General features: G+C 63.0%; 20 protein-coding genes. 7 read left to right on the forward strand and 13 right to left on the reverse strand.

Annotated elements, in window-relative coordinates:
* Window positions 1-26: 26 nt before the first annotated feature.
* From WG899_RS19190 to kduI, 10 genes are all read right to left on the reverse strand, one after another.
* On the reverse strand, window positions 27-1,586 hold the full coding sequence (locus tag WG899_RS19190) for a methyl-accepting chemotaxis protein (RefSeq protein WP_339597269.1): 1,560 nt from the start codon (window positions 1,584-1,586) through the stop codon (window positions 27-29).
* A gap of 336 nt (window positions 1,587-1,922) precedes the next feature.
* The gene (gene kdgR / locus WG899_RS19195; protein WP_339597270.1) at window positions 1,923-2,750 is read right to left on the reverse strand and encodes a DNA-binding transcriptional regulator KdgR; all 828 of its coding nucleotides are present in this window, start codon (window positions 2,748-2,750) and stop codon (window positions 1,923-1,925) included.
* Window positions 2,751-2,826: 76 nt separating this feature from the next.
* Window positions 2,827-3,921, reverse strand: coding sequence for a pectinesterase family protein (locus WG899_RS19200; RefSeq protein ID WP_339597271.1), 1,095 nt, complete (start codon window positions 3,919-3,921; stop codon window positions 2,827-2,829).
* Between the two features lie 20 nt (window positions 3,922-3,941).
* Window positions 3,942-5,093 (reverse strand): oligogalacturonate lyase family protein, encoded by a 1,152-nt coding sequence (locus tag WG899_RS19205; RefSeq protein WP_339597272.1) that lies wholly within the window; start codon window positions 5,091-5,093, stop codon window positions 3,942-3,944.
* Window positions 5,094-5,101: 8 nt separating this feature from the next.
* Window positions 5,102-6,388: an ABC transporter substrate-binding protein gene (locus WG899_RS19210; RefSeq protein WP_339597273.1), complete on the reverse strand. Its 1,287-nt coding sequence runs from the start codon at window positions 6,386-6,388 to the stop codon at window positions 5,102-5,104.
* Window positions 6,385-7,506 (reverse strand): ABC transporter ATP-binding protein, encoded by a 1,122-nt coding sequence (locus WG899_RS19215; RefSeq protein ID WP_339597274.1) that lies wholly within the window; start codon window positions 7,504-7,506, stop codon window positions 6,385-6,387. Before WG899_RS19215 ends, WG899_RS19210 begins: the two co-directional genes overlap by 4 nt.
* Before the next feature lie 4 nt (window positions 7,507-7,510).
* Window positions 7,511-8,377, reverse strand: coding sequence for a carbohydrate ABC transporter permease (locus WG899_RS19220; protein ID WP_339597275.1), 867 nt, complete (start codon window positions 8,375-8,377; stop codon window positions 7,511-7,513).
* A complete protein-coding gene (locus WG899_RS19225; RefSeq protein ID WP_339597276.1) occupies window positions 8,374-9,258 on the reverse strand; it encodes a carbohydrate ABC transporter permease in 885 nt (294 codons plus the stop codon). Before WG899_RS19225 ends, WG899_RS19220 begins: the two co-directional genes overlap by 4 nt.
* A gap of 73 nt (window positions 9,259-9,331) precedes the next feature.
* A complete protein-coding gene (kduD, locus tag WG899_RS19230; RefSeq protein WP_339597277.1) occupies window positions 9,332-10,093 on the reverse strand; it encodes a 2-dehydro-3-deoxy-D-gluconate 5-dehydrogenase KduD in 762 nt (253 codons plus the stop codon).
* A 13-nt stretch (window positions 10,094-10,106) separates the two neighbouring features.
* Entirely contained in the window at window positions 10,107-10,943 is an 837-nt protein-coding gene (gene kduI, locus WG899_RS19235; RefSeq protein ID WP_339597278.1) for a 5-dehydro-4-deoxy-D-glucuronate isomerase, read from the reverse strand.
* Window positions 10,944-11,129: 186 nt separating this feature from the next.
* Here kduI and WG899_RS19240 point away from each other — a divergent pair, with 186 nt between their 5' ends.
* From WG899_RS19240 to WG899_RS19255, 4 genes are all read left to right on the forward strand, one after another.
* Window positions 11,130-11,462, forward strand: coding sequence for a cupin domain-containing protein (locus WG899_RS19240; RefSeq protein ID WP_339597279.1), 333 nt, complete (start codon window positions 11,130-11,132; stop codon window positions 11,460-11,462).
* A 153-nt stretch (window positions 11,463-11,615) separates the two neighbouring features.
* Complete coding sequence (locus tag WG899_RS19245; RefSeq protein ID WP_339597280.1) at window positions 11,616-14,573, forward strand: TonB-dependent receptor; 2,958 nt, start codon at window positions 11,616-11,618, stop codon at window positions 14,571-14,573.
* Window positions 14,574-14,620: 47 nt separating this feature from the next.
* On the forward strand, window positions 14,621-15,283 hold the full coding sequence (locus WG899_RS19250; protein ID WP_339597281.1) for a rhamnogalacturonan acetylesterase: 663 nt from the start codon (window positions 14,621-14,623) through the stop codon (window positions 15,281-15,283).
* Window positions 15,280-15,822, forward strand: a complete 543-nt coding sequence (locus WG899_RS19255) for a YgjV family protein (protein WP_339597282.1) — start codon at window positions 15,280-15,282, stop codon at window positions 15,820-15,822. Before WG899_RS19250 ends, WG899_RS19255 begins: the two co-directional genes overlap by 4 nt.
* Here WG899_RS19255 and pelA read toward each other — a convergent pair.
* Entirely contained in the window at window positions 15,794-17,131 is a 1,338-nt protein-coding gene (gene pelA / locus WG899_RS19260) for a pectate lyase (protein ID WP_339597283.1), read from the reverse strand. The genes WG899_RS19255 and pelA overlap by 29 nt on opposite strands.
* On the reverse strand, window positions 17,128-18,081 hold the full coding sequence (locus tag WG899_RS19265) for a sugar kinase (protein ID WP_339597284.1): 954 nt from the start codon (window positions 18,079-18,081) through the stop codon (window positions 17,128-17,130). The genes pelA and WG899_RS19265 overlap by 4 nt, the downstream gene beginning before the upstream one ends.
* A 105-nt stretch (window positions 18,082-18,186) precedes the next feature.
* Here WG899_RS19265 and WG899_RS19270 point away from each other — a divergent pair, with 105 nt between their 5' ends.
* On the forward strand, window positions 18,187-19,008 hold the full coding sequence (locus tag WG899_RS19270) for an NAD-dependent epimerase/dehydratase family protein (protein WP_339597285.1): 822 nt from the start codon (window positions 18,187-18,189) through the stop codon (window positions 19,006-19,008).
* On the forward strand, window positions 19,005-19,361 hold the full coding sequence (locus WG899_RS19275) for an SMP-30/gluconolactonase/LRE family protein (protein WP_339597286.1): 357 nt from the start codon (window positions 19,005-19,007) through the stop codon (window positions 19,359-19,361). Before WG899_RS19270 ends, WG899_RS19275 begins: the two co-directional genes overlap by 4 nt.
* A 46-nt stretch (window positions 19,362-19,407) precedes the next feature.
* Here the strand turns inward: WG899_RS19275 and pdxR are convergent, their stop codons facing one another.
* Window positions 19,408-20,877, reverse strand: coding sequence for a MocR-like pyridoxine biosynthesis transcription factor PdxR (gene pdxR / locus WG899_RS19280; RefSeq protein ID WP_339597287.1), 1,470 nt, complete (start codon window positions 20,875-20,877; stop codon window positions 19,408-19,410).
* A 122-nt stretch (window positions 20,878-20,999) separates the two neighbouring features.
* On the opposite strand from pdxR, the gene gabT reads away from it, so the two are divergent.
* Entirely contained in the window at window positions 21,000-22,304 is a 1,305-nt protein-coding gene (gabT, locus tag WG899_RS19285) for a 4-aminobutyrate--2-oxoglutarate transaminase (RefSeq protein WP_339597288.1), read from the forward strand.
* Window positions 22,305-22,307 lie beyond the last annotated feature (3 nt).

Genomic DNA, 22,307 nt, shown 5'->3' on the forward strand with positions numbered 1-22,307 from the left:
GGCCGTGGTGTAGCCATGAACGGCGCCTAGCGTTGCGCGCGCCTGTCCGCTAACTTGAAGATCGCCATGACCTGCACCAAGGCCTGGGCCTGGTTGCGCAAACTGCTGGCCGCCGCCGCCATCTCTTCGACCAAGGCGGAGTTCTGTTGCGTGACCTGATCCATCTGCTGTACCGCCGAGCCGATTTGCGAAACGCCTGAACTTTGCTCGCTGCTGGCCGCGCTGATCTCGCCCATGATGTGGGTAACTTTTTGAATCGAGGCCACGACCTCGGTCATCGTGACACCGGCCCGGTCGACCAGGCTGCTGCCCAGTTCGACCCGCTCGACGCTGGTGCTGATCAAGGCCTTGATTTCCTTGGCGGCATCGGCCGAACGCCCCGCCAGGCTGCGCACCTCGGACGCAACCACTGCGAAGCCGCGCCCTTGCTCGCCGGCCCGGGCCGCCTCGACGGCGGCATTGAGCGCGAGGATATTGGTCTGGAAGGCGATCCCGTCGATCACGGTGATGATGTCGGCGATGCGTTTGGAGCTGTCGTTGATGCCCTTCATCGTCTCGACCACTTCGTTGACCACATCGCCGGCTTTGATGGCCACGTTGGATGCCGCCACGGCCATTTGATTGGCTTGGTGGGCGTTCGATGCGTTTTGCTTGACGGTGGCGCCCAACTCTTCCATCGACGCCGCCGTCTGCTGGATGGCACTGGCCTGCATCTCCGTGCGCGCGCTCAAATCATGGTTGCCCTGGGCTATTTCGGCGCTGGCGGTAGAGACGCCCTCGGCGTTCTCCCTGACCTCGCCGACGACATGGGCCAATTTGTCTCGCATGGCCAGCAGGGCTTGCAGCATCTGCGCGGACTCGTCGCTGCCCTGTGTGGCGATACTCACCGTCAGGTCGCCGTCGCTGATCGCTTGAGCCGAACCCACCGCCTGGCTCATAGGGCCCGTAATCGATTTGGTTGCAAACAGGGCAAACAGCAGTCCCAGGCCCAAGGACAAAACGGCTCCCAGACCCAAAATCCATTGACCGGCCTGCGCCACGGCATTGGTGTCGGCCTGACTCTTGCTCAGCATCCCGTCCATATGCTGATCCAGCTTATCGAGGGCGGCCAAATAGGAAGTGGCCAAGGGCTGCAAATTCGACTTGACCGCTTCGGCCACATCCTCCCCCGCCAGTTTCTTTTTCATCAAATCACTGCGCGGCCCTCGGTAGGCCTCTCGCGCCTTGCTGATGTCGGCCAGCAAGTCCTTGCCCTTGGTATCGGTAATCAAGGGCTCCAACTGCTTTTGAGTCTCGCCGATCAGCTTGGAGGTGGTCTCCATATCAGCCTGCAAGGACTTGACATAGGCAGCGTCGCTGGCCAACAAGGCGGCCGAGGTACGCACCCAGTTCAAATTGATATTGGCCGTCCAGCGGGCCGCCAAAGTGCTGCGGTCCATCTCGATGGTGGCCAAATCGTTGGCCGCGGCCTTGAGCGTGCCGAGTCGCCAGACGCCAATGCCCGCGATCAAGGCCGTGATCAATAGCACCGCGCCAAACGCCAAACCCAAGCGGGCGCCGATTTTGATATGGCTGCCAGATCCCATGCTTGTCTCCGTTCTCATCAGCGCCGTGCCGGTGCGGTTTTTTGTGCCTGGAAAATTCGCGCTAGGCATTGGCTGCCGTTGCCCAAAAAATCGGAGGCGAGTTTCAGCATACCGCCGGTTTCTCTGTTGAGGAAGTCAATTCATGCAGAAGGTCTTCCCGAGCAGATCGAGCAGCGCTGGGCATGCAGCGCTCCGGCAACGCAATTGCAAAGCAGGCGAGATGTCCTGACGGCAGCCCCTCGAAAACGGAGTGGCTGAACCGCTGCCTTCAAGCGGCCCGGACTCGGCCAGTCGAGGGGCAGCACCCGACCACCGATGAAGCCATGCTGCGGCGCCCTAAGACGCTATCGCCTGAGCGCCGGTGTCAAGCGGGAATTTGGTGCAGCCCAGCCGTGCCGAAATGTCGCGGCTGGCGGCGGTGAGCATGGCGATGATCTCGGGCGCCTTGGCTTCGTCGTAGCGGAAGCTGGGGAAAGACACGCTCATGCCCGCAATCGGCTGGCCGAGGCGGTCGAAGATGGGAATACCGAGGCAGCGGATGTGGTCGTCGAACTCTTCGCGGTCCTCGCCAAAACCCTGGGCCTTCACGCGATCCAACTCTGCCAGAAACTCGCCCCGGTCGACGATGGTCTTGTCGCGAAAGCGCTGGAACTCGGCGCCGTCGAGCACTCGGTCGCGCCGTTGCGGGTGCTCCCAAGCCATCAAGACCTTGCCGATGGCGGTGCAATGCAGGGGCGCGCGCCGGCCGATGCGCGAATACATGCCCAAGGTGTGGCGCGAGTCGATCTTGTGCACATAGATGATCTCGCTGTCGATCAGCGTGCCCAGGTGCACCGTCTCGCCGGTGGCGTCGGCCAGCATCTGCATATGGTGCTTGGAGAGGTCCACCAAATCCGGGTACTGCAAGGCTTTGGCGCCCAGCTCGAAGGCCCTCATGGTCAGGCCATAGCGCTCGCTGCCCGACTCCTGGCGCACATAGCCCAGGGTCATCATGGTTTGCAGAAAACGGTAGACCGTGGCCTTGGGCATGGCCAGTCGTACCGAGAGCTCGGAGATGCCGGTTTCGCTGCGCTCGGACAGGGCTTGCAGAATGGCAAACACCTTGAGCACCGCAGCGACCGATTCGGGCTGCTGCTTGGATGAATCAATCGAATCGTCGTCCATGCGCTGATTGGCTACTTGTTGATTGCTTCGGTGGGAAGTTTCAGATGCAAAGCGACATTGTCCACTGAGCGCGCCACTACTCCAGGAGCAACTGGTTGCGGTATTCCCCGAGGCGCTGCGAAGCGGCGTCAAAGGGTCGCCGCGAGGTGGACGCCCCCCAGCCGCGCAGGTGCGGGCCGAGTTGACTGTCGCGGATCAGAGCTTGGCCATTCGGCGACACGCCAGCTTGCCAAGCCCCTCGTGCCACGCCAGCATCCCAGGCCCGCCCGAGCGCAATGCTGGCCGGCGCCACGCCAGGCTCGGCCAGCAGGCGGCTGCGCTGCACCAGCATGCCAAAGGGTTGCTGCGGCGCCGTGCTGGGCGCCAGCACATAGCCCCCACTGCCCGGCACGCGGCGGCCGGCGCGGCTGAGGATGGTGCTGTCGCTGATCATCAGCGTGCCATTGCCGAAGATGAAGTCCACGTCACCCGCGATCCAGCTGGCCTGCACCCACACGCGGGCGGCGCCACCCCGCGCTTTGGCGCGCACAAAAAAGGTGTCCTGGTGGCCCAGCAGGCGCACGTCTTGCAGCTGCAGCCGGTCCCCCTCGGTCATCAAGGCCACGGCTTGCGCGCCCCCACTCTCTCCCACCGCCGGCGGGTAGCCCTGGCCCTCGCGCACCGCGTCCATCGCATCGTTCACTACGCTCAGGTGCGCCAGCTGAACGTCATCGCTGAAGATTGCCAAGGTGGCGCTGCCGGCGGTGCCGTATTGGCTGGCGGCAAGGTCCGGCGTGCAGCGATTGGCAGGCGTGCCCACCGCCTTGGGCTCGGAACTGAAATGCCCATGCACGATCTGCACGGCTGCCGCATCACCGACCTGGCCATAGAGCGTGAACGGCGCCTTGTCTTGGGCGCAGACCTGCTCGCGGTAGCGGCCGGGCTTGAGCTGGATGTAGTGGCGCCGGCCTTGCGCCGGTAGGGCGTCAATGGCGGCCTGCAGGCTGCGATGGCTGCCGCTGCCGTCGGCCGCCACGATGAAGTCCGCGCGCCAGTGCTGCGCCTGCAGCGCGGGCGGATGCCAATCTCCAAGATAGTCGGCTTGCGTCATCGCGGCTGCTTGCGAATCCGTAAGCTGCGGACGGTCCTGCGCCAGCAGCTGAGCCTGCGCAATGCCGCACATCATCAGCATTAGCCCGAGCCAGCGCCGCATCAAAGATCCGCCAGAAAGAGCGCCGGCTCGCCGTCGCAGTCCGAGCTGTACAGCACCTGACGCTGGTCGGGCGTGAAGCTGGGGTGCGGGTGCGTGACTTGGCGGTTGCCCTTGTAGACGCGCCAGCTGCTGTCATGGCGCGCGACCTTGCGCTCCGTGCCGGCCTTGAGATCGAAGAGGTGCAGATAGGGGTCGGTCTTGATCTGGTGGCTGCTAGTGTCGGCCACATCGGCGGGTGAGTCGCAGCCATCGCCGATCAAGAGCGTGCCGTCGAAATTGCTCATCAGGTGCGAGCAAGGCGGCATCAGGGTCAGGCGCTTGCTTTCCAGCGTGACTGGGTCTAATGAACAAATCCAGCGGTCGCTCTGGCCCTTGAGGTAAGAGACGTAAATCATGGCCGAGCCATCCGGCACCCAGAACTCATGCGTGCAAGCTTCGCCCTCAAGGTGTTGCTTGCCGCAGCGCATATTCGTGCCGTCCTCGTTGATGAACCACATGCGCGCGTCCACCAGGTCGTGCGGGCCCTCGTGGCAGTAGGCCACGGTGTTGTCGTCGAAGGGGCGGTACTGCGGATGGCCCAGCCAGCCCTGCTTCTCCAAGATGATCTCGCGCGCACCGGTCGCCAGGTCGATGCGGATCAAGCGGCAGCGCGGCTTGGCATGGAACATCTGGTGGAACTTTTGCCAGTCCGACAGCGAAAACCAATCGTCCGCATGGATCTCAATGCCCACCATCTGGGTGCAAGCGCTGTTGGAGACCCAGGTGCCATAGCCCACCCAACCCTGCGGCACGGTGTAGACCACCTCCTCGCTCAGATCAGCCAAGGCCAAACGAATCAGTTGCCGCTCGGCGCGCACAAAGTAGAGATGACTATCGTCGGGGCTGAGAAAGCCGCCGAAGGTGTTCTCTCCGGCTTGGTCGGTGAGCTGGGTGGCCACCTGGGTGCGCAAGTCCAGCAGGTGATAGTTCCAGTCACTGCCGGGCCCGAACTCGGCGCCGAAGATCAGGCGTTCGCCATCCTGGGTAAAACACTTTTGATAGAAGTAGTTGCGGTGGCAGGTGACGTCCGCCGGCGTCAGGCGGGTGACGCGAGCGCCGGTGTCCGGGTCCTGGCGGGTTTCAAAGCGGAGTTGTCGGCTGTGGTGTTTCATGGGCTTCTCTATTTGATTCGCTTCAACAGGGCATTGCCCTCATCGACCAGGCGGCGGGCAGCGGCCTCGTTGCTGGTTTTGCCATAGGCGACGGTCTCAAAGACCTCGCGCATGAACTTGTGCAGGCGCGCATGCTCGAACAGCGGCGCAGGCACGGGCACGCGCCCGGCCTCGCGCTGGGCCTTGATCTGCTCATGCGCGGCCAACTCCATGGCAGGCAGTTTCTTGGCCTTGGCCAGTACCTCGAACTGCCGGGCCGCGGCCGGCACACCGCGCGTCTTGCCCAGGATCAGGGCGGCGTCGGGATCGGTGAGCAGGTAATTGATGAAGCGCGCGGCCAGCTCGGGCTGCTTGGTATTGCGCCCCGCCGCCAGCATCACCGTGGGCCGGCCGAACATGCCGCTGGTTTTGGCATCGGGCAGAGTTGGGAACTCGCCCAGCACCAGTTTCTGCTCGCGGTTGAGCGTGGCGGCGCGCAAGGGGATGGCCGAATCCCAGGTGAAGTTGCCGGCCCAGTTGCCCACCACCCAGTCCTGCTGCTGCTCCGTCGGTTTCTCGGCCCCACCGAGGCTGGCGCGCAGCGGCAAGGGCGTGGCCACATGCTCGTCCACCAGGCGGCGGTAGATGCGCACCCAGTCCAAGGCTGCCGCCTCGCTCATGGCCACACGCGGGCTCAGCGGGTCGACATAGGGCGTGCCGTACTTTTGCTGCACCCAGGCCTGGGCCAGCAGCATCATGTCGTAGAGCTCGCCGTCCAGCGGGTAGGCTTGCGGCCCCAGCCGTTGCTTGAACAGCGGGCCGGCGGCGAAGAGCTCGTCCCAGGTTCGCGGCAAGGGCACGCCAGCGCGTTTGAACGCAGCCTCGTTCCACAGCATCACGCGTGCGCTGTAGGACGTGGGCAAAGCGTTCAACTTGCCCCCCACCATGCCGGCGGCCAGATCGTCGGCGCGGAACTGGTCCAGCGCCAGCACATTCGCATGGCGGTTCAGGTCGGCAAAGCCATTGCCGCGCTTGCTGAACATGGCCAGCCAGGCCCAGTTGATCTGCATGATGTCGGGCTCGGAGCCGCCAGCGATCTGGGTGGTGAGCCGTTCCAGATAACCGTTAAAGCCCATGTACTCGGCCTTGATCTTGAGGCCGGGATGCTGGCGCTCAAACGCGGCGATGGCCTTGAGCGTGGCCTCGTGCCGAGCGGCGCCGCCCCACCAGGCGAAGCGCAGCACGGTGGGCTGAGGCTGTGCCCGCGCCAGCAAAGGGCTGAGCGCCAGCGCCGCCGAGAAGGTGCGGCGCCTCATCGCAGCAGGTTGACGCCGGTCTCGGCGTCAAACAAATGGCAGCGATCCAGCTGCAGATGAAACACATGCGCGGCGCCACGCGCCTTGCCGGCCAGATCGCCCAGCTGGTCGGCTGGCACCCGCGCGGTCATGGTGACCTCGCCGATGCTGAAGTGCACAAACACCTCGCTGCCCATGTGCTCGACAAAGCGCAAGCTGCAGGGGACGGCCAGGGCTCCTTCACGCGGCAGCGACGTTACATGCTCGGGCCGCAGGCCAAACTTGATGGCGCCGCTGCGGCTCACCAATTGCTGCGATTTGGCGGCCGGCAAAGGCAAGACCTGACCCCCGAGCACGACGGCCAGACCCTCGCCCTGCGGCTGCAGCTGGGCCTCGTGGATATTCATTTCGGGCGAGCCGATGAAGCTGGCGACAAAGGCATTGGCCGGGTGGTCGTAAAGCGCTGTGGGCGTGTCCACCTGCTGGATCACCCCTTCCTTGAGCACGCAGATGCGCTCGCCCATGGTCATGGCTTCCACCTGGTCATGCGTCACATAGACCACGGTGGCGGGCTGGCCCGATTCGCGCAGATTGCGGTGCAGCTCGGTCAAGCGCACGCGCATGGAGGCGCGCAGCTTGGCGTCCAGATTGGAGAGCGGCTCGTCGAACAGAAACACCTCGGGCTTCTTGACGATGGCGCGCCCGACCGCCACCCGCTGGGCCTGGCCGCCGCTGAGCTGCTTGGGGTAGCGCTCGAGCAGATGCTCCATTTCCAGCAACTGGGCGGCATGGCGCACACGCTGCGCGACCTCGGCCTTGGGCGTGCCGGCGAGCTTGAGTCCAAAGGCCAGGTTCTCGTACACCGTCATATGCGGGTAGAGCGCATAGTTCTGGAACACCATGGCAATGCCGCGCTGCTTGGGCGCCAGCTCGTTGACCTTTTTATTGCCGATGTGCAGCTCGCCGCCGCTGATGGTTTCCAGGCCCGCGATCATGCGCAGCAAGGTGCTCTTGGCGCAGCCGGACGGGCCCACAAAGACCATGAACTCGCCGTCGCGCACTTCCAGGTCCACGCCATGCACGGCCTTGAAACCGTTCGCATAGACTTTTTCGATTTTCTTCAGGCTCAGATGGGCCACGGCTCTATCCTTTGATTCCACTGCTGGAGGCGCCTTCAATGAAGTGCTTTTGCGCCATGAAGAACACGGTGACTGAGGGGATCAGCGCCACCACCGAAATCGCAATCACATTGGCCCACTCGACTTCCTCGGTGGCGCCGATGCTCATCTTGAGCGCCAAGGAAACCGGGTACTTCTCCACCGAGGCCAGATAGATCAGCGGCCCCATGAAGTCATTCATGGTCCAGATGAACTGAAACACGATCACCGAGATGATGGCCGGCTTGAGCAGGGGCACGATGATGTGCCAGAGCAATTGCAGCGCGTTGCAACCGTCGATCTGCGCGGCCTCTTCCATATCGCGCGGGATGCCGCGCAGAAACTGCACCAACATGAAGACGAAGAAGGTGTCAGTGGCGAAGGCCGAGGGCACGATCAGGGGCAAATAGCTGTCCAGCCAACCCAGCTCTCGGAACATCAGGTACTGAGGCAAGCGCAGCACGATCAGCGGCAGCATCATGGTGCCCACCATGACGGAGAACAGCAGCTTCTTGCCCCAGAACTCAAAGCGCGCGAAGGCATAGGCCACCAGTACGCAAGAGATCACCGTGACGATGATGCGCGGAATGGTGATCAAAAAGCTGTTGAGAAAGTAAGTGGCGAAGGTGTACTCGGTGCTGGTCTTCCAACCCTTGGCATAGGCGCCAAAGTCGAAGCGACTGGGCCAGAAGCCGATCTCGGTGAAGATCTCGCCATTGCTCTTGAAAGAGGCGCCCACCAACCAGAGCAGCGGGTAAAGCATCACCAAGGCCACCAAGCCCAGCGCCAGATAGCGCAGCCAAGGGTGGCCGCGCTCGCGGTTCAGCACCAGGGTGTCTGTGCCGTGACTCATTTGCGGTCCTTCTCACCGGAGTAGAAGACCCAGTACTTGGAACTCCAGAAGGAGAAGGCACTCAGGCCGCCGACCAGGGCGAACAAGACCCAAGACAGCGCCGCGCCATAGCCCAGATTGAAGAAGCGGAAGCTCTGGTCGTAGATGTAGAGCGCCAGCACATAGGTGGAGCTCAAGGGGCCGCCCTCGGTGATCAGATAAGGCCCGTTGAACTCCTGGAAGGCGTGCACCATCTGCATGATGAGGTTGAAGAAAATAACCGGCGTGATCAGCGGCACGGTGATGCGCCAGAACTGCTGGAACTTGCTGGCGCCATCGCATTCGGCGGCTTCGTACAGAGACACCGAGACGTTTTGCAGCGCCGCCAGAAAGATCACCATGGCCGAGCCGAACTGCCAGGTGAAGAGCAGCACGATGGTCCACATGGAGTAATGCTCATCGGCCAGCCAGGCGATGGGTTCGATGCCTAACTGCGAAAGCAGCAGGTTCACCAGCCCGTTCTTGGAAAAGATGAAGCGCCACAGCACCGCCACCGCGATCGAGCCGCCCAAGATGGACGGCAGGTAAAAAGCCGAGCGGAAGAAGTTGATGCCGCGCATCTTGAAGTTCAGCACATGGGCGATGAACAGCGCGAAGCCCACACGCAGCGGCACGGCCAGCGCCGCGAACAGCAGCGTCACGCCCAGCGATTTGCGGAACAGCGGGTCGCCGGTGGCCAGCTCCTGGTAGTTGGCCAGACCCACGTACTCCGGCGGGTCGATCAAGTCGTATTGGCTGAAGCTGAGGGCGAAGCTCGCCACAAAAGGAAAGAGCTTGAACAGCAGCACGCCCAGCACGAAAGGCAGGACGAACAAGAAGCCCAGCCGTTTGTTTTCATACATGCACCGTGTCTCCGGCGGTATCGGAGCGCCCAGACATCTGACGGCCCGGGTCGCTCCATGGAAGGGATGAGAGTCAGCGGGCCAACCAGCCCCCATCAACGGCCACGGTGTAGCCATTGACGTAGTCCGACGCTTGCGAGGCCAGAAACACCACCGGCCCGGCCAGATCATCGGGCACACCCCAGCGGCCGGCCGGGATGCGCTCCAAGATGGAAGCATTGCGGCCCTCATCGGCGCGCAAGGCTGCGGTGTTGTTGGTGGCCATATAGCCGGGGGCGATGGCGTTCACATTGATGCGGTGAGCAGCCCATTCATTGGCCATCAAGCGGGTGATGCCAACAACGCCGCTCTTGCTGGCGGTGTAGGACGGCACGCGCACGCCGCCTTGGTAGGACAGCATCGACGCCACATTGATGATCTTGCCGCCGCCGCCCTGGGCCAGGTATTGGCGGGCCACCGCCTGCGAAAAGAAGAACACCGTCTTCAGGTTCAGGTCGATGACATCGTCCCAATCCTTCTCACTGAACTTGATGGCATCTTCCCGGCGAATGATGCCGGCGTTGTTGACCAAGATGTCCACCCGGCCGCTGAGGCTCTTGGCCTGCTCCACCAAGCCTTCCAGGCAGGTGATGTCGGACAGATTGGCGCGCAGGTCCATGAAGCGGCGGCCCAGCGCTTCGACCTGAGCACGGGTCTCGTCCGGCTCTGAGACGTTCACGCCCACGATGTCGGCGCCTGCCTGCGCGAGCGCACAAGCCATGCCCTGGCCCAAACCGGTGTTGCAACCGGTGACGATGGCCACACGGCCATGCAGCTGAAAGTTGTCGAGGATCATGTGGGGGCTCCGCTCAACGCAAGGCAGTCATCGGGATATGGTCCATGTCCTTGAAGACCTGGTTCTCACCCACCATGCCCCAGATGAAGGTGTAAGCCTGGGTGCCCACGCCCGAGTGAATGCTCCAACTCGGGTTGATGACCGCCTGCTCATTGCGCACCACCAGATGGCGCGTCTGCGTCGGCTCGCCCATCATGTGGAAGACGGCGGCGTTCTCGCTCATGTCGAAGTAGAAGTACACCTCCATGCGCCGGTCATGCGTGTGGCAAGGCATGGTGTTCCACAGGCTGCCGGGCTCGAGCTGGGTCATGCCCATCAGCAACTGGCAGGTGGGCAACACATCGGGCACCAAGAATTTGTAGATGGTGCGGCGGTTGCTGGTTTCTGCGGCGCCCAGGGTCTCGGGCGAGGCCTCGGCCAAGGTCACCTTGCGGTGCGGATAGGCGGTGTGCGCCGGCGCGCAGTTGAAGTACAGCTTCGCAGGGGCGGCGGCGTCCACACTCTCAAACTTCAGCTGCTGGGCACCCTGCCCCACATAAAGCGCCTCGCGCGGGCCGATCTCAAAAACTTGGCCATCCACCGTGACGCGTGCGGCGCCACCGATATTGATGAGACCCAGTTCACGGCGCTGCAGGAAGAAATCGGTGCCGGTATGGCGGCCCAATTCCGGAGAAAAGCTCACCGCTTGGGCGACCGGCATGATGCCGCCGACGATGATGCGGTCGATCTGGCTGTAGGTCAGCGTGGCCGCGTCGGGTTTGAACAAGTCTTCCACCAGAAAGTGGCGGCGCAGGCCTTCGGTATCCAGCGTGCGGGCGTGCTCACTGTGAATGGGTTGGCGGATTTCCATCGTGCTTTTCCTTGCTCTGGCAGGGTTCCGGGCTGTCCTGTCAAAGCGGCAGGACGGGGTGATTGGACGCAAGCTTAGTGGGCTAGTGACTTTCCCGGAATTATGGTTTCTATTTAGTGAACCGATGTTTCATTTTTTTGTTTGGACGCTATAGTGAGCCGAAATCGAAGCATCAGGAGACCTCGCATGAATCCGTTTTTCGACGCCGCCAGCACGCCTTGGGAAGAGCTGGGCGACGGCATCCGCCGCAAGATCGTGGGCCACACGCCGGGTCTGATGTCGGTGCTGGTGCAGTTTGACCAGGGCGCCGTCGGCACGCCGCACGCCCATGATGAACACGACCAGATCGCCTATGTGATCAGCGGCTCTTTTGCCGCCGAGGTCGCCGGCCAAAAGCGTGTGCTGCACGTCGGTGACGCCTTCATCGCTCCGCGCCTGCATCAGCATGGCGTCGTTGCCCTCGAAGCCGGCAGCACCTTGCTGGATCAATTCACCCCCCGCCGCGAGGACTACCTCTAGCCCTCCAAGCTACACAGCGGCGGGCGGCACTGCAGCAGCTCTCCGAATCAAAACAGGCGCCCTGCGCGCGCCCTCTCAATGGTCAACCCAACAGAGCCACGGACCCAGAAGCCTGGCAAGGGAACGACTTGCAAAACAATCGGAGACAGTCTTATGCAGAACCGCCACCACCATCCCCGCCTTTCCAGACTGAGCCGTTGCCTGCTCGCCACCAGCGCTCTCGGGCTGCTGGCCAGCATGTCGGCCGAAGCGCAACAAAGTCCGGCGTCCGACGACAAGAAGCAACTCGACGCTGTGGTCGTGACAGGCTTGCGCGCTTCGCTGGAAAGCGCCTTGCGCGCCAAGCGCGATGACAAAGGCATCGTCGATGTCATCAAGGCCGAGGACATGGGCAAGTTCCCCGACACCAATCTGGCCGAATCGCTGCAGCGCGTGCCCGGCGTGGTGATCGACCGCGATGCCGGCGAAGGCCGCTCCATCACGGTGCGCGGCCTGGGTCAGGATTTCACCCGCGTGCGCATCAACGGCGTCGAGGCGCTCGCCACCACTGGCGGCACCGACTCCTCGGGCGGCAACAATCGCTCGCGCGGCTTTGACTTCAACGTCTTCGCGGCTGATCTGTTCAATTCGCTGACGGTGCGCAAGAGCTCCTCGGCCGATGTCGACGAAGGCTCGCTGGGCGCGACGGTCGATCTGCAAACCACCCGGCCCTTTGACCTCAAAAGCGGCCTGACAACCGCCGTGTCTTTGAAGGGCATGTACAACGACTTGTCGGGCAAAACCACGCCGAAAGCAGCCTTCCTGATTGCAGATACCTTTGCCGACAGAAAAATTGGCATCTTGTTTTCTGGGGCCTATTCCAAACGCCAAGTGCTCGAAGAAGGCTTCAGCACCGTGCGCTGGGACAACGGGCCATCCTCCGGCGGCTGGTGCCCCCCACAAGGTGCAACCATTGCCACCGGGACGACCTTGCCGGCAGGCTCCACCGCGAACAACTGCGGCCCGGTCGCCAACGGCATCCCGCGTTTGGCCAACACGCCGGCCAACCAACTCGCCTACCAGGACGCGAGCAAGGCCGTAAACTTCCATCCCCGGCTGCCGCGCTATGGCCGCCTAACCCATGATCAAGAACGCCTGGGCTTGACCGCCTCCGTCCAGCTCAAGCCCGCCGACGGCACCTTGATCACGGGCGACATGTTGTATTCCAAACTCAAGGCGACACGCCAGGAAGACTTCCTGGAAGCCATTTCCTTCAGCCGCTCCTTGTCGCAAGGCGGCAAGCCACAAACCAGCGTGCTGGCCGCCGAATACGCACCCAATGGCGCCTTGCTCTACGGCAAATACAACGGTGTGGACATCCGCACCGAATCGCGTTTTGACCGCCTGTCCACGACCTTCACTCAGCCCACGATCACCCTCGAACAGGAGTTCGGTGACTTCATCAAGCTGACGGCGATGCTGGGCCGCGCCACCTCCAAATTCGACAACCCGATTCAAACCACGACCACCCTGGATGCCGCCAATGTCAATGGTTATGAAATCGACTTTCGCGCCAACGATCGCCTGCCCAGCATCAACTACGGCACCCTGAATCCAAACGCCACCAGCGGCGGTTTGGCCATCCTGGGTGTGCCGGTCGGTTCGGCCAGCATCAGCAACTTCACGCCCAGCGAAGTGCGCATCCGACCGAACGGCACCACCAATACCAATGATCTGGCTCACCTGGACTTGGCGTGGGAAGTCATCCCCAACAAGCTGACCTTGAAGGGCGGCATTGACTACAAGACTTTCAAATTCGAGACCTTTGAGTCGCGCCGAAGCGGCGAGACCATGAACGTTTTACCGGCCGGCGTTAGCCAGTCCAGCTTGGTCACCACCTTGAATGGTTTCGGCAAGGGTCAGAGCTTGCCGTCCGGCACACTCACCTCTTGGGTTCTCCCAGACCTGAATGCAATTGCGACTGCCTATGACATTTACTGCAACTGCCTGAAAACCGGCGCGGCCGGCGGCCCAGGGGATTACACCCTCACCTCCATCACCAACGGCAATGCGCGCGGCAACAACCGTTCGGTCAAAGAGACCGACACCGGCGGGTTCTTCATGGCCGACTTCAGCACGGATCTTGCCGGCATTCTGCTGCGCGGCAACTTGGGCGTTCGCTATGTGAAAACCAAGATGGTCTCCGACGGCTATCTTGCCACCGGCGGGGCCACCCAAGTGAGCGCCGAGAACAGCTACGACGACTGGCTGCCGGCCTTCAATGTGGCCGCCAACTTGAGCCGAGATGTGGTGCTGCGTGGCGCTGTGGCCAAGGTGATGTCGCGTCCGCAGCTGAGCAATTTAAGCCCAGGTGGCACCCTCAGCACCACTGGCACCTTGACCTATACCGGCGGAAATCCCTTGCTCAAGCCTTTCCGCGCCGACACCTTCGATACCAGCCTGGAGTGGTACCACGAGAAGAATGGTTTCGTAGGCCTTGGCTTGTTCCAGAAGAACATCAAGACTTATATCCAGACCATCAAGTCCAATATTCCCTACAACCAGACCGGCTTGCCAATGAGCCTGCTGCCCTCAGGCATGACGGGTGAAGAGGTCTTTGCTGTGACGGCCCCCATCAACACCGATGGCGGCAAACTCAGCGGCTTCGAGTTGAATCTGCAGCAGCCCTTCAGCTTCCTGCCCGGCTGGGGCAAGAATTTCGGCGCGCTGTTGAACTACACCTATGTGAAGTCACAGATCCAGTATGTGGTCTCGCCCACCAGCAACACCACCATCACCGATGACCTGATCAATCTGTCCCCCAAGTCCTACAACGCCACGCTGTACTACGACGACGGTAAGTTCAGTGCCCGGCTGTCAGGATCGGCACGAGAGTCCTATCTGACCCGCGTGCCGGGACAGAACAACAACGATGTGGAAGGCAAGAACAAAACCTTCAACGTGGACTTCTCGGTTTCCTACAAGGCCACGCCGAATCTGGACCTGACGCTTGAAGGCACGAACCTGACCAATCAGGCGAATGACCAGTTCATCAGCCGGGCTCGCGACAGCGTGGTGGTCAACAACGTGACTGGGCGCGAATTCCTGATCGGTTTGCGCTACAAGTTCTGAGTCGCGTGATCGGCAGGCTGGCTCTGTCCGCAGCCCTGCTCTGCAGCGTGGCATTCACTGCCCACGCGCAGACGCTGGGGCTGCGCCTCATCTTGGTGGGCGACTCCACCATGGCGCCGCGCAGCGGCTACGGCAATGCGCTCTGCCAAAGCTTGGACAAGCTCGCCTGCCTCAATCTGGCGCGCGGTGGTCGCAGCAGCAAGAGTTTCCGTGCCGAGGGCTTATGGTCCAGCGTGCTGACGCTCTTGCGCGAAGGTGGGCATCGCAATCTGGTTTTGATCCAGTTCGGCCACAACGACATGCCCGGCAAGCCGGGTCGCTCGACCGACCTGGCCACCGAGTTTGGCCCCAACCTGGCCGCCTATGTGGAGGAACTGCGAGCCGTGGGTGCGCACCCGGTCCTGATCACGCCGCTGACCCGGCGCAATTTTTCTCAGGGAACACTGCAAAACGATTTACGCCCCTGGGCTGAAGTTACCTTGCGTGTGGCCGCAGAACTTGAGGTTCCGGTGGTCGACCTGAACGCTCTCAGCGCCGCCACCGTACAGGCCCTAGGCCCTGCAGGCGCTGACACCTTGGCCCTGGCAGCACCGCAATTCGACCGGACGCATTTGGGCAACGCAGGGGCCGCCCTGTTCGCCGAGCAGGTGTTGCACGCCTTGCTGAAGCTGCACCCCGAATTGGGCCCTGCGCTCAGCAACTCGCCGTGATTCTGCTGAGCAGCGATGCCCTGAGTCCCGCGCAGGGCTTGGGATACGTGGCTTTTGTCTTCGGCATGGCCTGTTTCGCGCAGCGCGATGACCGGCGCTTCAAACAGTTGATGGCGCTGGAGTGTCTGGCCTATGTCGGCCACTTCTGGCTGCTCGCCCAGCCCACTGCGGCGGCCAGCAGCTTGGTGTCGCTGGGCCGCTCGGTGGCCTCGCTGCGCAGCCGCTCACCTTGGGTGGCGGCCTTCTTCATCGCACTCAGCTTGGGCCTGGGGCTTCACTTGCAGACAGGTTGGCAATCGTTGCTACCGATCGTGGCCTCCTGCATTGGCACGACGGCACTGTTCTTCCTCCAGGGCCTGCGCATGCGCTTGCTGATGCTGCTGGGCACCTTGCTGTGGCTGACCAACAATTTGCTGGTGGGCTCCATCGGCGGCAGCTTGTTGGAAGCAAGCATTGCCTGCATCAACAGCTGGACGATCTGGACGATGTGGCGAGCGCCAAGGCTCACGCTTAGTGCCGGGCAGCCCCCTCAGGCTTGAGCCAGCGGCGTGACCACGATTCGTAAGCGGCCAGCGCCTTCAAAGGCCAGATGCCGAACCATGCATAGCCATTGCGCCGCTCGAGGCTGATCTCGTTGACGTTGTCGTGCAGCGTTTTGTCGCGGTCGCCGAACACCGGCTTGAGGCTGCCCGCTTCATAGTAGCGCGCCCACAGCGGGCCCGCACCGGGTTTGGCGATCAGATGGCGCCCCCGGGCCTCGTCCAGCCGAGTCCACTGCACATCGGCCAGCGCCAGCTCTCGCAAGGAAGCGATGCCCGCCTCCACCGCCCGCTTCATCTCAGCGGATGGCTCGGTTTGACGCATCAGGTAGAGCAGCACATCCACGCTTTCGCCGGTGCACAGCGATGCGGGTTCGAAATTGCGCGCAGCCACCGGTGCCAGGCTCAGCGCGTCATATTGCTGCGCCCAAATTCGCTTGCGCCCATCGATGCTGACTTGCGAGACCAGCAAGAGGGCGATGGCGCGCTGCTCGGCGGCCAGCGCCTGCTTGCGCAGCTCGACAGGCACAAAGCCCCACTCGGTGGCACCCTGCCCCACTTCGCCCAGCAACTCGGCCACTTCCACCACGGCGTTGTCGTTCAGCGTCACAGCATCGTGATAACCGCCTTGCAACGGCCAGACCTGCGGCCAGCCACCATTCGGGAACTGCGCCGCCAACAGATAGGCCAAGCCTTTGAGTGCGCTGGCGCGATAGACGACGGCGTCTGACTCGGTCAGTTGCGCGGCCACCTTGGCTAAGAAGCGGATTTCGGTGATGGTGGCATCGTTGTCGATGGTGCCCACATAGCTCCAGCGCGGGTTCTCAGCCAAATCGAAATCACCGGCCACGGCGCGCGGCGAATTGTTGTCCGCCACATAGTCCTGACCCGGTTGGCGCGGCGGACGGTCGCGCGGCTGGTTCTTGCCCCAGCCGCCTGCCGGGGTCTGGAAGCTCAGGATGTTGTCGGCCACTCGGCGCGCTGCGGCGCTGGCGTACCAGGCGGGAGCATGGTTCAGCGGCATGCTTTTGTCGGCATGGCCGCCTTCGGGCGCCGCCGGCACGGGGCTGCCGGGCGGCAATGCAGCGCGCTCGGCTACCAGTGAGGCGCGATCGGCCTCGCGCTGCTGCTGCGAGCGAGCCAGGTAGGCCAGCCAGGGCCTACGCTGCTCCAGCGGCAGCATCTCGACGCGAGCCACGGTCAGCGATGCCGCCGGCACATTGACCCCGATGACGGCGGCCCGCCCCTCAGCGGCCAATATCAGGCCCAGGCCCAACAGGCTGGCACGCATCCAAGGCGCAAATCTCATGCGGACGTCTCGTTCATCAGATCGATCATCGCCGCGACGGGAATCACCGCACCACGGTGCTGAATCACGCGCGCGGCCAAGCGGTTGCCAAAGCGCGCAGCCTCCACCGCCGAGGCCCCCAGCAAGCGCCGACTGAGGTAGCCGGCGGCAAAAGAGTCACCCGCGGCCGTGGTGTCCACCACCTGGTCCACGGGCTCGGTAGGCGCTTGCTGCCAAACGGCATCCCCACTGCTGCGAACCAAGGTGGCGCCTGCGCCGCGCTTGATGATCAGCTCGGGGCTTGGCAGCGCTTGCGCGGATTTCACAGCTGCCTCCAGGCTCGGCAGGCCGAACAGGGCTTGGTGATCATCGGCCGTGACCAGTGCGATGCTGGACAACTCGAACGCACGGCTGAAGGCGGCCCGCGCTTGGGCCGCATCGGGCCACAGGCGCGGCCGGTAGTTGTTGTCGAAGACCACCGTCGCGCCGCGCTCGCGCAAGGCCTGCATCAAGATGAACAGGCGCTCGCGCCCGGCCGGCGGCAGGATGGCCAGGCTGATGCCGCTGAGGTAGAGCGCATCCCAGCGCGTCAGGCCCTGCTCCAGCGGCGTGAGATCGCCATCAAAGTAGGCCTTGGCCGCGCTGTGATCACGCCAGTAGCTGAAGCTGCGCTCACCTCGCTCATCGACCTCAATCAGGTACTGCCCCGGCAGACGCCCTGGGATTTTCAACACCAGGTCAAGAGCCAAGCCATCCTCTGCCCAACGCTGCAGCAGCTTGGCGCTGAGGCCATCGTCGCCCACGGCAGTGGCGTAGTGGCAGCTCAGGCCCCTGGAGGCAACACAGCGGGCCAGATAGACCGCCGTGTTGAAGGTGTCGCCGCCATAGCGTTGCATGAGCATGCCCAGAGGCTCGCCCTGCAGTTCCAGCATGCACTCGCCCACCAGGGCGACATGTTGAGCGCGGTTCACGCAATCGTCTTGCTTGCTTACCCCCATGCAATCACCTAGTTTTTTGAAACAGTGTTTCGTTATTCTATTTTGCAAGTTCAATGTTTCGAAACGGTACTGACCCTGATGTCTTCAACAAACGCACGCGGCCAGCTTCTACTGACCGGCGCCGCAGGCACGCTAGGTCGCGTCTTACGTGAGCCGCTAACGCAGCTGTGTGGGCCCGGTCAGCCGTACACCACCTTGCGCCTGAGCGATCTGCGCGTCGACGCCACCATGCCGAACTTGCAATGCTGTGACCTCGCCGATCGCGCGGCCACCGAGGCGCTGCTGCAAGAAGTGTCCGCGGTGCTGCACCTCGGCGGCGTGGCGATGGAGGGTCCATTCGAAGGCATTTGCGACGCCAATATCCGGGGCGTCTTCCATCTGTACGAAGCGGCACGCCTGGCAGGCACCCGTCGCATCGTGTTCGCCAGTTCTAACCACACCACCGGTTGCGCACCCCAGGGCGAGCCGGTGGGGCCAGACAGCCGTGTGCGGCCCGACGGCTACTACGGCGTCAGCAAGCTGTTCGGCGAGGCCATGGCGCAGCTGTACTGGGACCGGTATGGCATCGAAAGCGTGTGCCTGCGCCTGGGCTCGGTGGCCGCTCAGCCCGAAGATCGGCGCGCGCTCTCCACCTGGCTCAGCCATGGTGATCTGTGGCGGCTGGTGCGCGCCGCCCTGCTCGCCCCTCACACCGAGTGCATGACCGTGTACGGCGTGTCGGCCAACTCTGCCCGCTGGTGGAGCGATACCGGTTGGGCACAGCTGGGCTACACGCCGCAGGACAACGCCGAAGCATGGCGCGCAGCCGTGCAAGACCTGTGCCCGCCACCCGACACCCCCATGGCCCGGCTGCAAGGCGGCAGCTTTCTGGGCTTGGGGCCTTTTGCACGCGAGCCATGAAGTTCGATGTGTTCTGGGCGGGCCGCGCCCAGTTGGCCGAAAGCCCTTTGTGCTGGCCCAAGGAGGCCGCTTTCTACTGGGTGGGCACCCTCGCCGGGCAAGTCTGGCGCCATGACGGCTCCGCGCAAAAAGCGCGTTATTGGCAATTGAATCAAGACGTCGGATGCATTGCCCTGCTGCTGCATGAAGACGGCCTCCACTGCGCCAGCTTGGTCGCCGCGGCGCCCCATGGCGAGGCCATGCGCTTTAACGAAGGTCGTTGCGACCGGCAAGGCCACTTCTGGATCGGCAGCATGAACGACCGTCAGGGCAACGCACCTGAGCTTCGGAGGCCTGTCGCGCCTTGCCGCTAAGAGGTCTCGTTTGCTCTGTTGCTCCGAAGACTTGTTTCCTCCAGACTTAGGGCAACTCTTTGCGCAAGACTTCGGCCAAGACTCGAAAGGCTGGCCTAATCTGAGCCTCGGGCACGCAGGCATAACCCAACAGAAGACCGGCGCTTGCTGATGTCCGGCTGCTGTAATAGTTGCTGAGCGCGCGCACCGCGATGCCGGCGGCAGCCGCGTTCGCTTCAATGCGACGATCGTCCGTACCTTTGGGCAACTGCAGTACCAAGTGCAGGCCCGCGTTGTCGCCCAGCACCGGCAACTGGTCGCCAAAACTTGCTTGCACGGCCTCCAAAAGACACTCACGACGCTTGCCATACAGCACTCGCATACGCCGCACATGGTTGCCCAAATGGCCTTCGCGAATGAAGTCGGCCAAGGTCGCTTGCTGCTGTAACTGGCCCTCGCGGTAGAGCTCGGCGGAGGCTTTGGCGAAGGGCGCAGCCAGGACCTTGGGCACGACCAAATAGCCCAGGCGCAGGCCCGGAAACAAGGTCTTGCTGAAGCTGCCTACATAGAGGACCCGATCGCCCCCGTCCAGCCCCTGCAAGCAGGCAATCGGGCGAGTCCCAAAACGGAACTCGCTGTCGTAGTCGTCCTCCACGATCCAGCTGCCATGCTTCCGGCAATGCTCCAGCAACTGCTGGCGCCGGGAGAGGCTCATCACCATGCCCAGCGGATACTGGTGCGAGGGCGTGGCCAGCAGCAAGCGCGGTGCTGCGCCCTTGAGCTTGGCTGGCCAACGCAAGCCCTCTGCATCGACGGGCTGAGCCTGTACACGCAGGCTCAACGATTGCAAGGTGCTGCGCAGGCCCCAATAGCAAGGCTCTTCGAGCCACACCGTGTCCCCCGGGTCGGTCAACAAGCGAGCCGCCAGATCTACCGCCTGATGACTACCGCTGGTGATGATGATCTGCTCGGCCGTGCATTGCACCGAACGGGCCACCCGCAGATGTTCGGCCAAGGCCTCTCGCAGTTCGGGCAAGCCGCCGCCTGGGGCGTAGCTGAGGCGCTCTGGCCGCGCCTCATGCCAGCGTCGGTTGTGTAAACGTAGCCAGGTCCGCACTGGAAACTCGGTGACATCTGGTACCCCGGGCATGAAGGCCCCCCATTGGCGAGCGGCCACACCCGCATGCGCAAACAAAGCCTGACCGCGCTTGGACAGCGTCGGTGCCGCCTGAACCCTCGCCGCGACGGTGCGGCCCATGCCTTGTAGCGCGTCTCGCTCGAATTCGGCCACATAGGTGCCACTGCCCGCGCGGGTAATCAGACACCCTTGAGCAAGCAAATTTTCGTAAGCGTCGATCACCGTGTTGCGGGCTACGCCCAGTTCTTGAGCAAGCCAGCGCGAGGAAGGCAATTTGCTCCCTGCGGCAAGTTGCCCTTGCAACACCGCTTGCAGTAGCAAATCGTGCAATTGCCGGTTCATCGCTGCCTCGCCATGCAAGCGTTGCAGCAGCCAGTCAGCCAGGTTGGTCGGATTCATCAGCTTAAATGGTTTGCAAAGTGGCTCCATTAGAAATCACAAACTGGCACTTACAGACAAATCCACCTTAAAGCACATTGGAGGCCTGGCCCGATGGCCCGCCATTTACACAGGAACCTCCAATGTCCAAGCCCGAACAAGCCTCCAAAGACCTATCGCCACAGAACCATGACTGGCAAGCGCGGCGCTTGGCCGCCACGCCGCGCGGCGTCGCCGTGCTGCAGAACTTCTATGCCGAGCGCGCGCTCAATGCCGAGTTGTGGGATGTGGAGGGGCGCCGATTCATTGACTTTGCCAGCGGCATCGCCGTGCTCAATACCGGTCATCGCCACCCGCGCGTGCAAGCCGCTATTGCGGCGCAGCTCGACGCCTTCCATCACACCGCCTATCAAATCGTGCCCTACGCCAGCTATGTGACGCTGGCCGAACGCATCAACGCCGCGATGCCTGGCGACTGGGCCAAGAAGACGGCCTTCTTCACCACCGGCGCGGAAGCAGTAGAGAACGCCATCAAGATCGCCCGAGCCGCCACCGGTCGCAGCGGCGTGATTGCGTTTGACGGCGCCTTTCACGGCCGCACGATGATGGGCATGGCCCTGACCGGCAAGGTCGTGCCCTACAAGGCCGGCTTCGGCCCCTTCCCTGCAGAGACCTACCATGCGCCCTTCCCCAATGAGCTGCATGACGTCAGCGTCGAGGACGCACTGGCCGGTGTACAACGACTCTTCAAGTCGGACATAGATCCCAAGCGCGTCGCAGCCTTCATCTTCGAGCCGGTGCAGGGCGAGGGCGGGTTCATCCCGGCACCTTCGGCCTTTATCGCAGGCCTGCGCCGCATTGCCGATGAACACGGCATTCTGCTGATCGCCGACGAGATCCAGACCGGCTTTGCGCGCACCGGTCGGCTGTTTGCTTCGCAACACCACCAGGTCCCCATCGACCTCATCACCTTTGCCAAGAGCCTCGCAGGCGGCCTGCCCCTCTCGGGCGTGTGCGGCCGGGCTGATTTGATGGACGCGCCCTTGCCCGGCGGTCTGGGCGGCACCTATGCCGGCAACCCCTTGGCCGTGGCCGCAGCGCACGCGGTGATGGACGTGATCGAGGAAGAAGGGCTTTGCGAGCGCGCGGAACGACTCGGGCAAGGCCTGCGCCAATGCCTCAATCGACTGCGTGAGCAGGTGCCTCAACTGGCCGAAGTTCGCGGTCTTGGCAGCATGCTGGCCGCGGAGTTCTGCGACCCCGTCAGCGGTGCGCCCGATGCCGAGTTCACCAAACGCGTTCAAGCCGCGGCGCTTGAGCAAGGACTGATTCTGCTGAGCTGCGGCAGCTACGGCAACGTGATCCGTTTCCTGCATCCGCTGACCACACCCGACGCCATCTTTGACGAAGCACTGGCCATCCTCGCCAATGCCCTGCTGAAAGCCTGAGCC

Origin of the sequence: Paucibacter hankyongi, assembly GCF_037482915.1 — a bacterium.
GTDB classification, from domain to species: Bacteria; Pseudomonadota; Gammaproteobacteria; order Burkholderiales; family Burkholderiaceae_C; genus Paucibacter_A; species Paucibacter_A hankyongi.

Excerpts from the sequence above, each read along its gene's own strand:
- WG899_RS19190 (WP_339597269.1), bottom strand. The coding sequence starts at position 1,586 with ATGGGATCTGGCAGCCATATCAAAATCGGCGCCCGCTTGGGTTTGGCG.
- kdgR (WP_339597270.1), bottom strand. The coding sequence starts at position 2,750 with ATGGACGACGATTCGATTGATTCATCCAAGCAGCAGCCCGAATCGGTC.
- WG899_RS19200 (WP_339597271.1), bottom strand. The coding sequence starts at position 3,921 with ATGCTGATGATGTGCGGCATTGCGCAGGCTCAGCTGCTGGCGCAGGAC.
- WG899_RS19205 (WP_339597272.1), bottom strand. The coding sequence starts at position 5,093 with ATGAAACACCACAGCCGACAACTCCGCTTTGAAACCCGCCAGGACCCG.
- WG899_RS19210 (WP_339597273.1), bottom strand. The coding sequence starts at position 6,388 with ATGAGGCGCCGCACCTTCTCGGCGGCGCTGGCGCTCAGCCCTTTGCTG.
- WG899_RS19220 (WP_339597275.1), bottom strand. The coding sequence starts at position 8,377 with ATGAGTCACGGCACAGACACCCTGGTGCTGAACCGCGAGCGCGGCCAC.
- WG899_RS19225 (WP_339597276.1), bottom strand. The coding sequence starts at position 9,258 with ATGTATGAAAACAAACGGCTGGGCTTCTTGTTCGTCCTGCCTTTCGTG.
- kduD (WP_339597277.1), bottom strand. The coding sequence starts at position 10,093 with ATGATCCTCGACAACTTTCAGCTGCATGGCCGTGTGGCCATCGTCACC.
- kduI (WP_339597278.1), bottom strand. The coding sequence starts at position 10,943 with ATGGAAATCCGCCAACCCATTCACAGTGAGCACGCCCGCACGCTGGAT.
- WG899_RS19240 (WP_339597279.1), top strand. The coding sequence starts at position 11,130 with ATGAATCCGTTTTTCGACGCCGCCAGCACGCCTTGGGAAGAGCTGGGC.
- WG899_RS19245 (WP_339597280.1), top strand. The coding sequence starts at position 11,616 with ATGCAGAACCGCCACCACCATCCCCGCCTTTCCAGACTGAGCCGTTGC.
- pelA (WP_339597283.1), bottom strand. The coding sequence starts at position 17,131 with ATGAGATTTGCGCCTTGGATGCGTGCCAGCCTGTTGGGCCTGGGCCTG.
- WG899_RS19270 (WP_339597285.1), top strand. The coding sequence starts at position 18,187 with ATGTCTTCAACAAACGCACGCGGCCAGCTTCTACTGACCGGCGCCGCA.
- WG899_RS19275 (WP_339597286.1), top strand. The coding sequence starts at position 19,005 with ATGAAGTTCGATGTGTTCTGGGCGGGCCGCGCCCAGTTGGCCGAAAGC.
- pdxR (WP_339597287.1), bottom strand. The coding sequence starts at position 20,877 with ATGAATCCGACCAACCTGGCTGACTGGCTGCTGCAACGCTTGCATGGC.
- gabT (WP_339597288.1), top strand. The coding sequence starts at position 21,000 with ATGTCCAAGCCCGAACAAGCCTCCAAAGACCTATCGCCACAGAACCAT.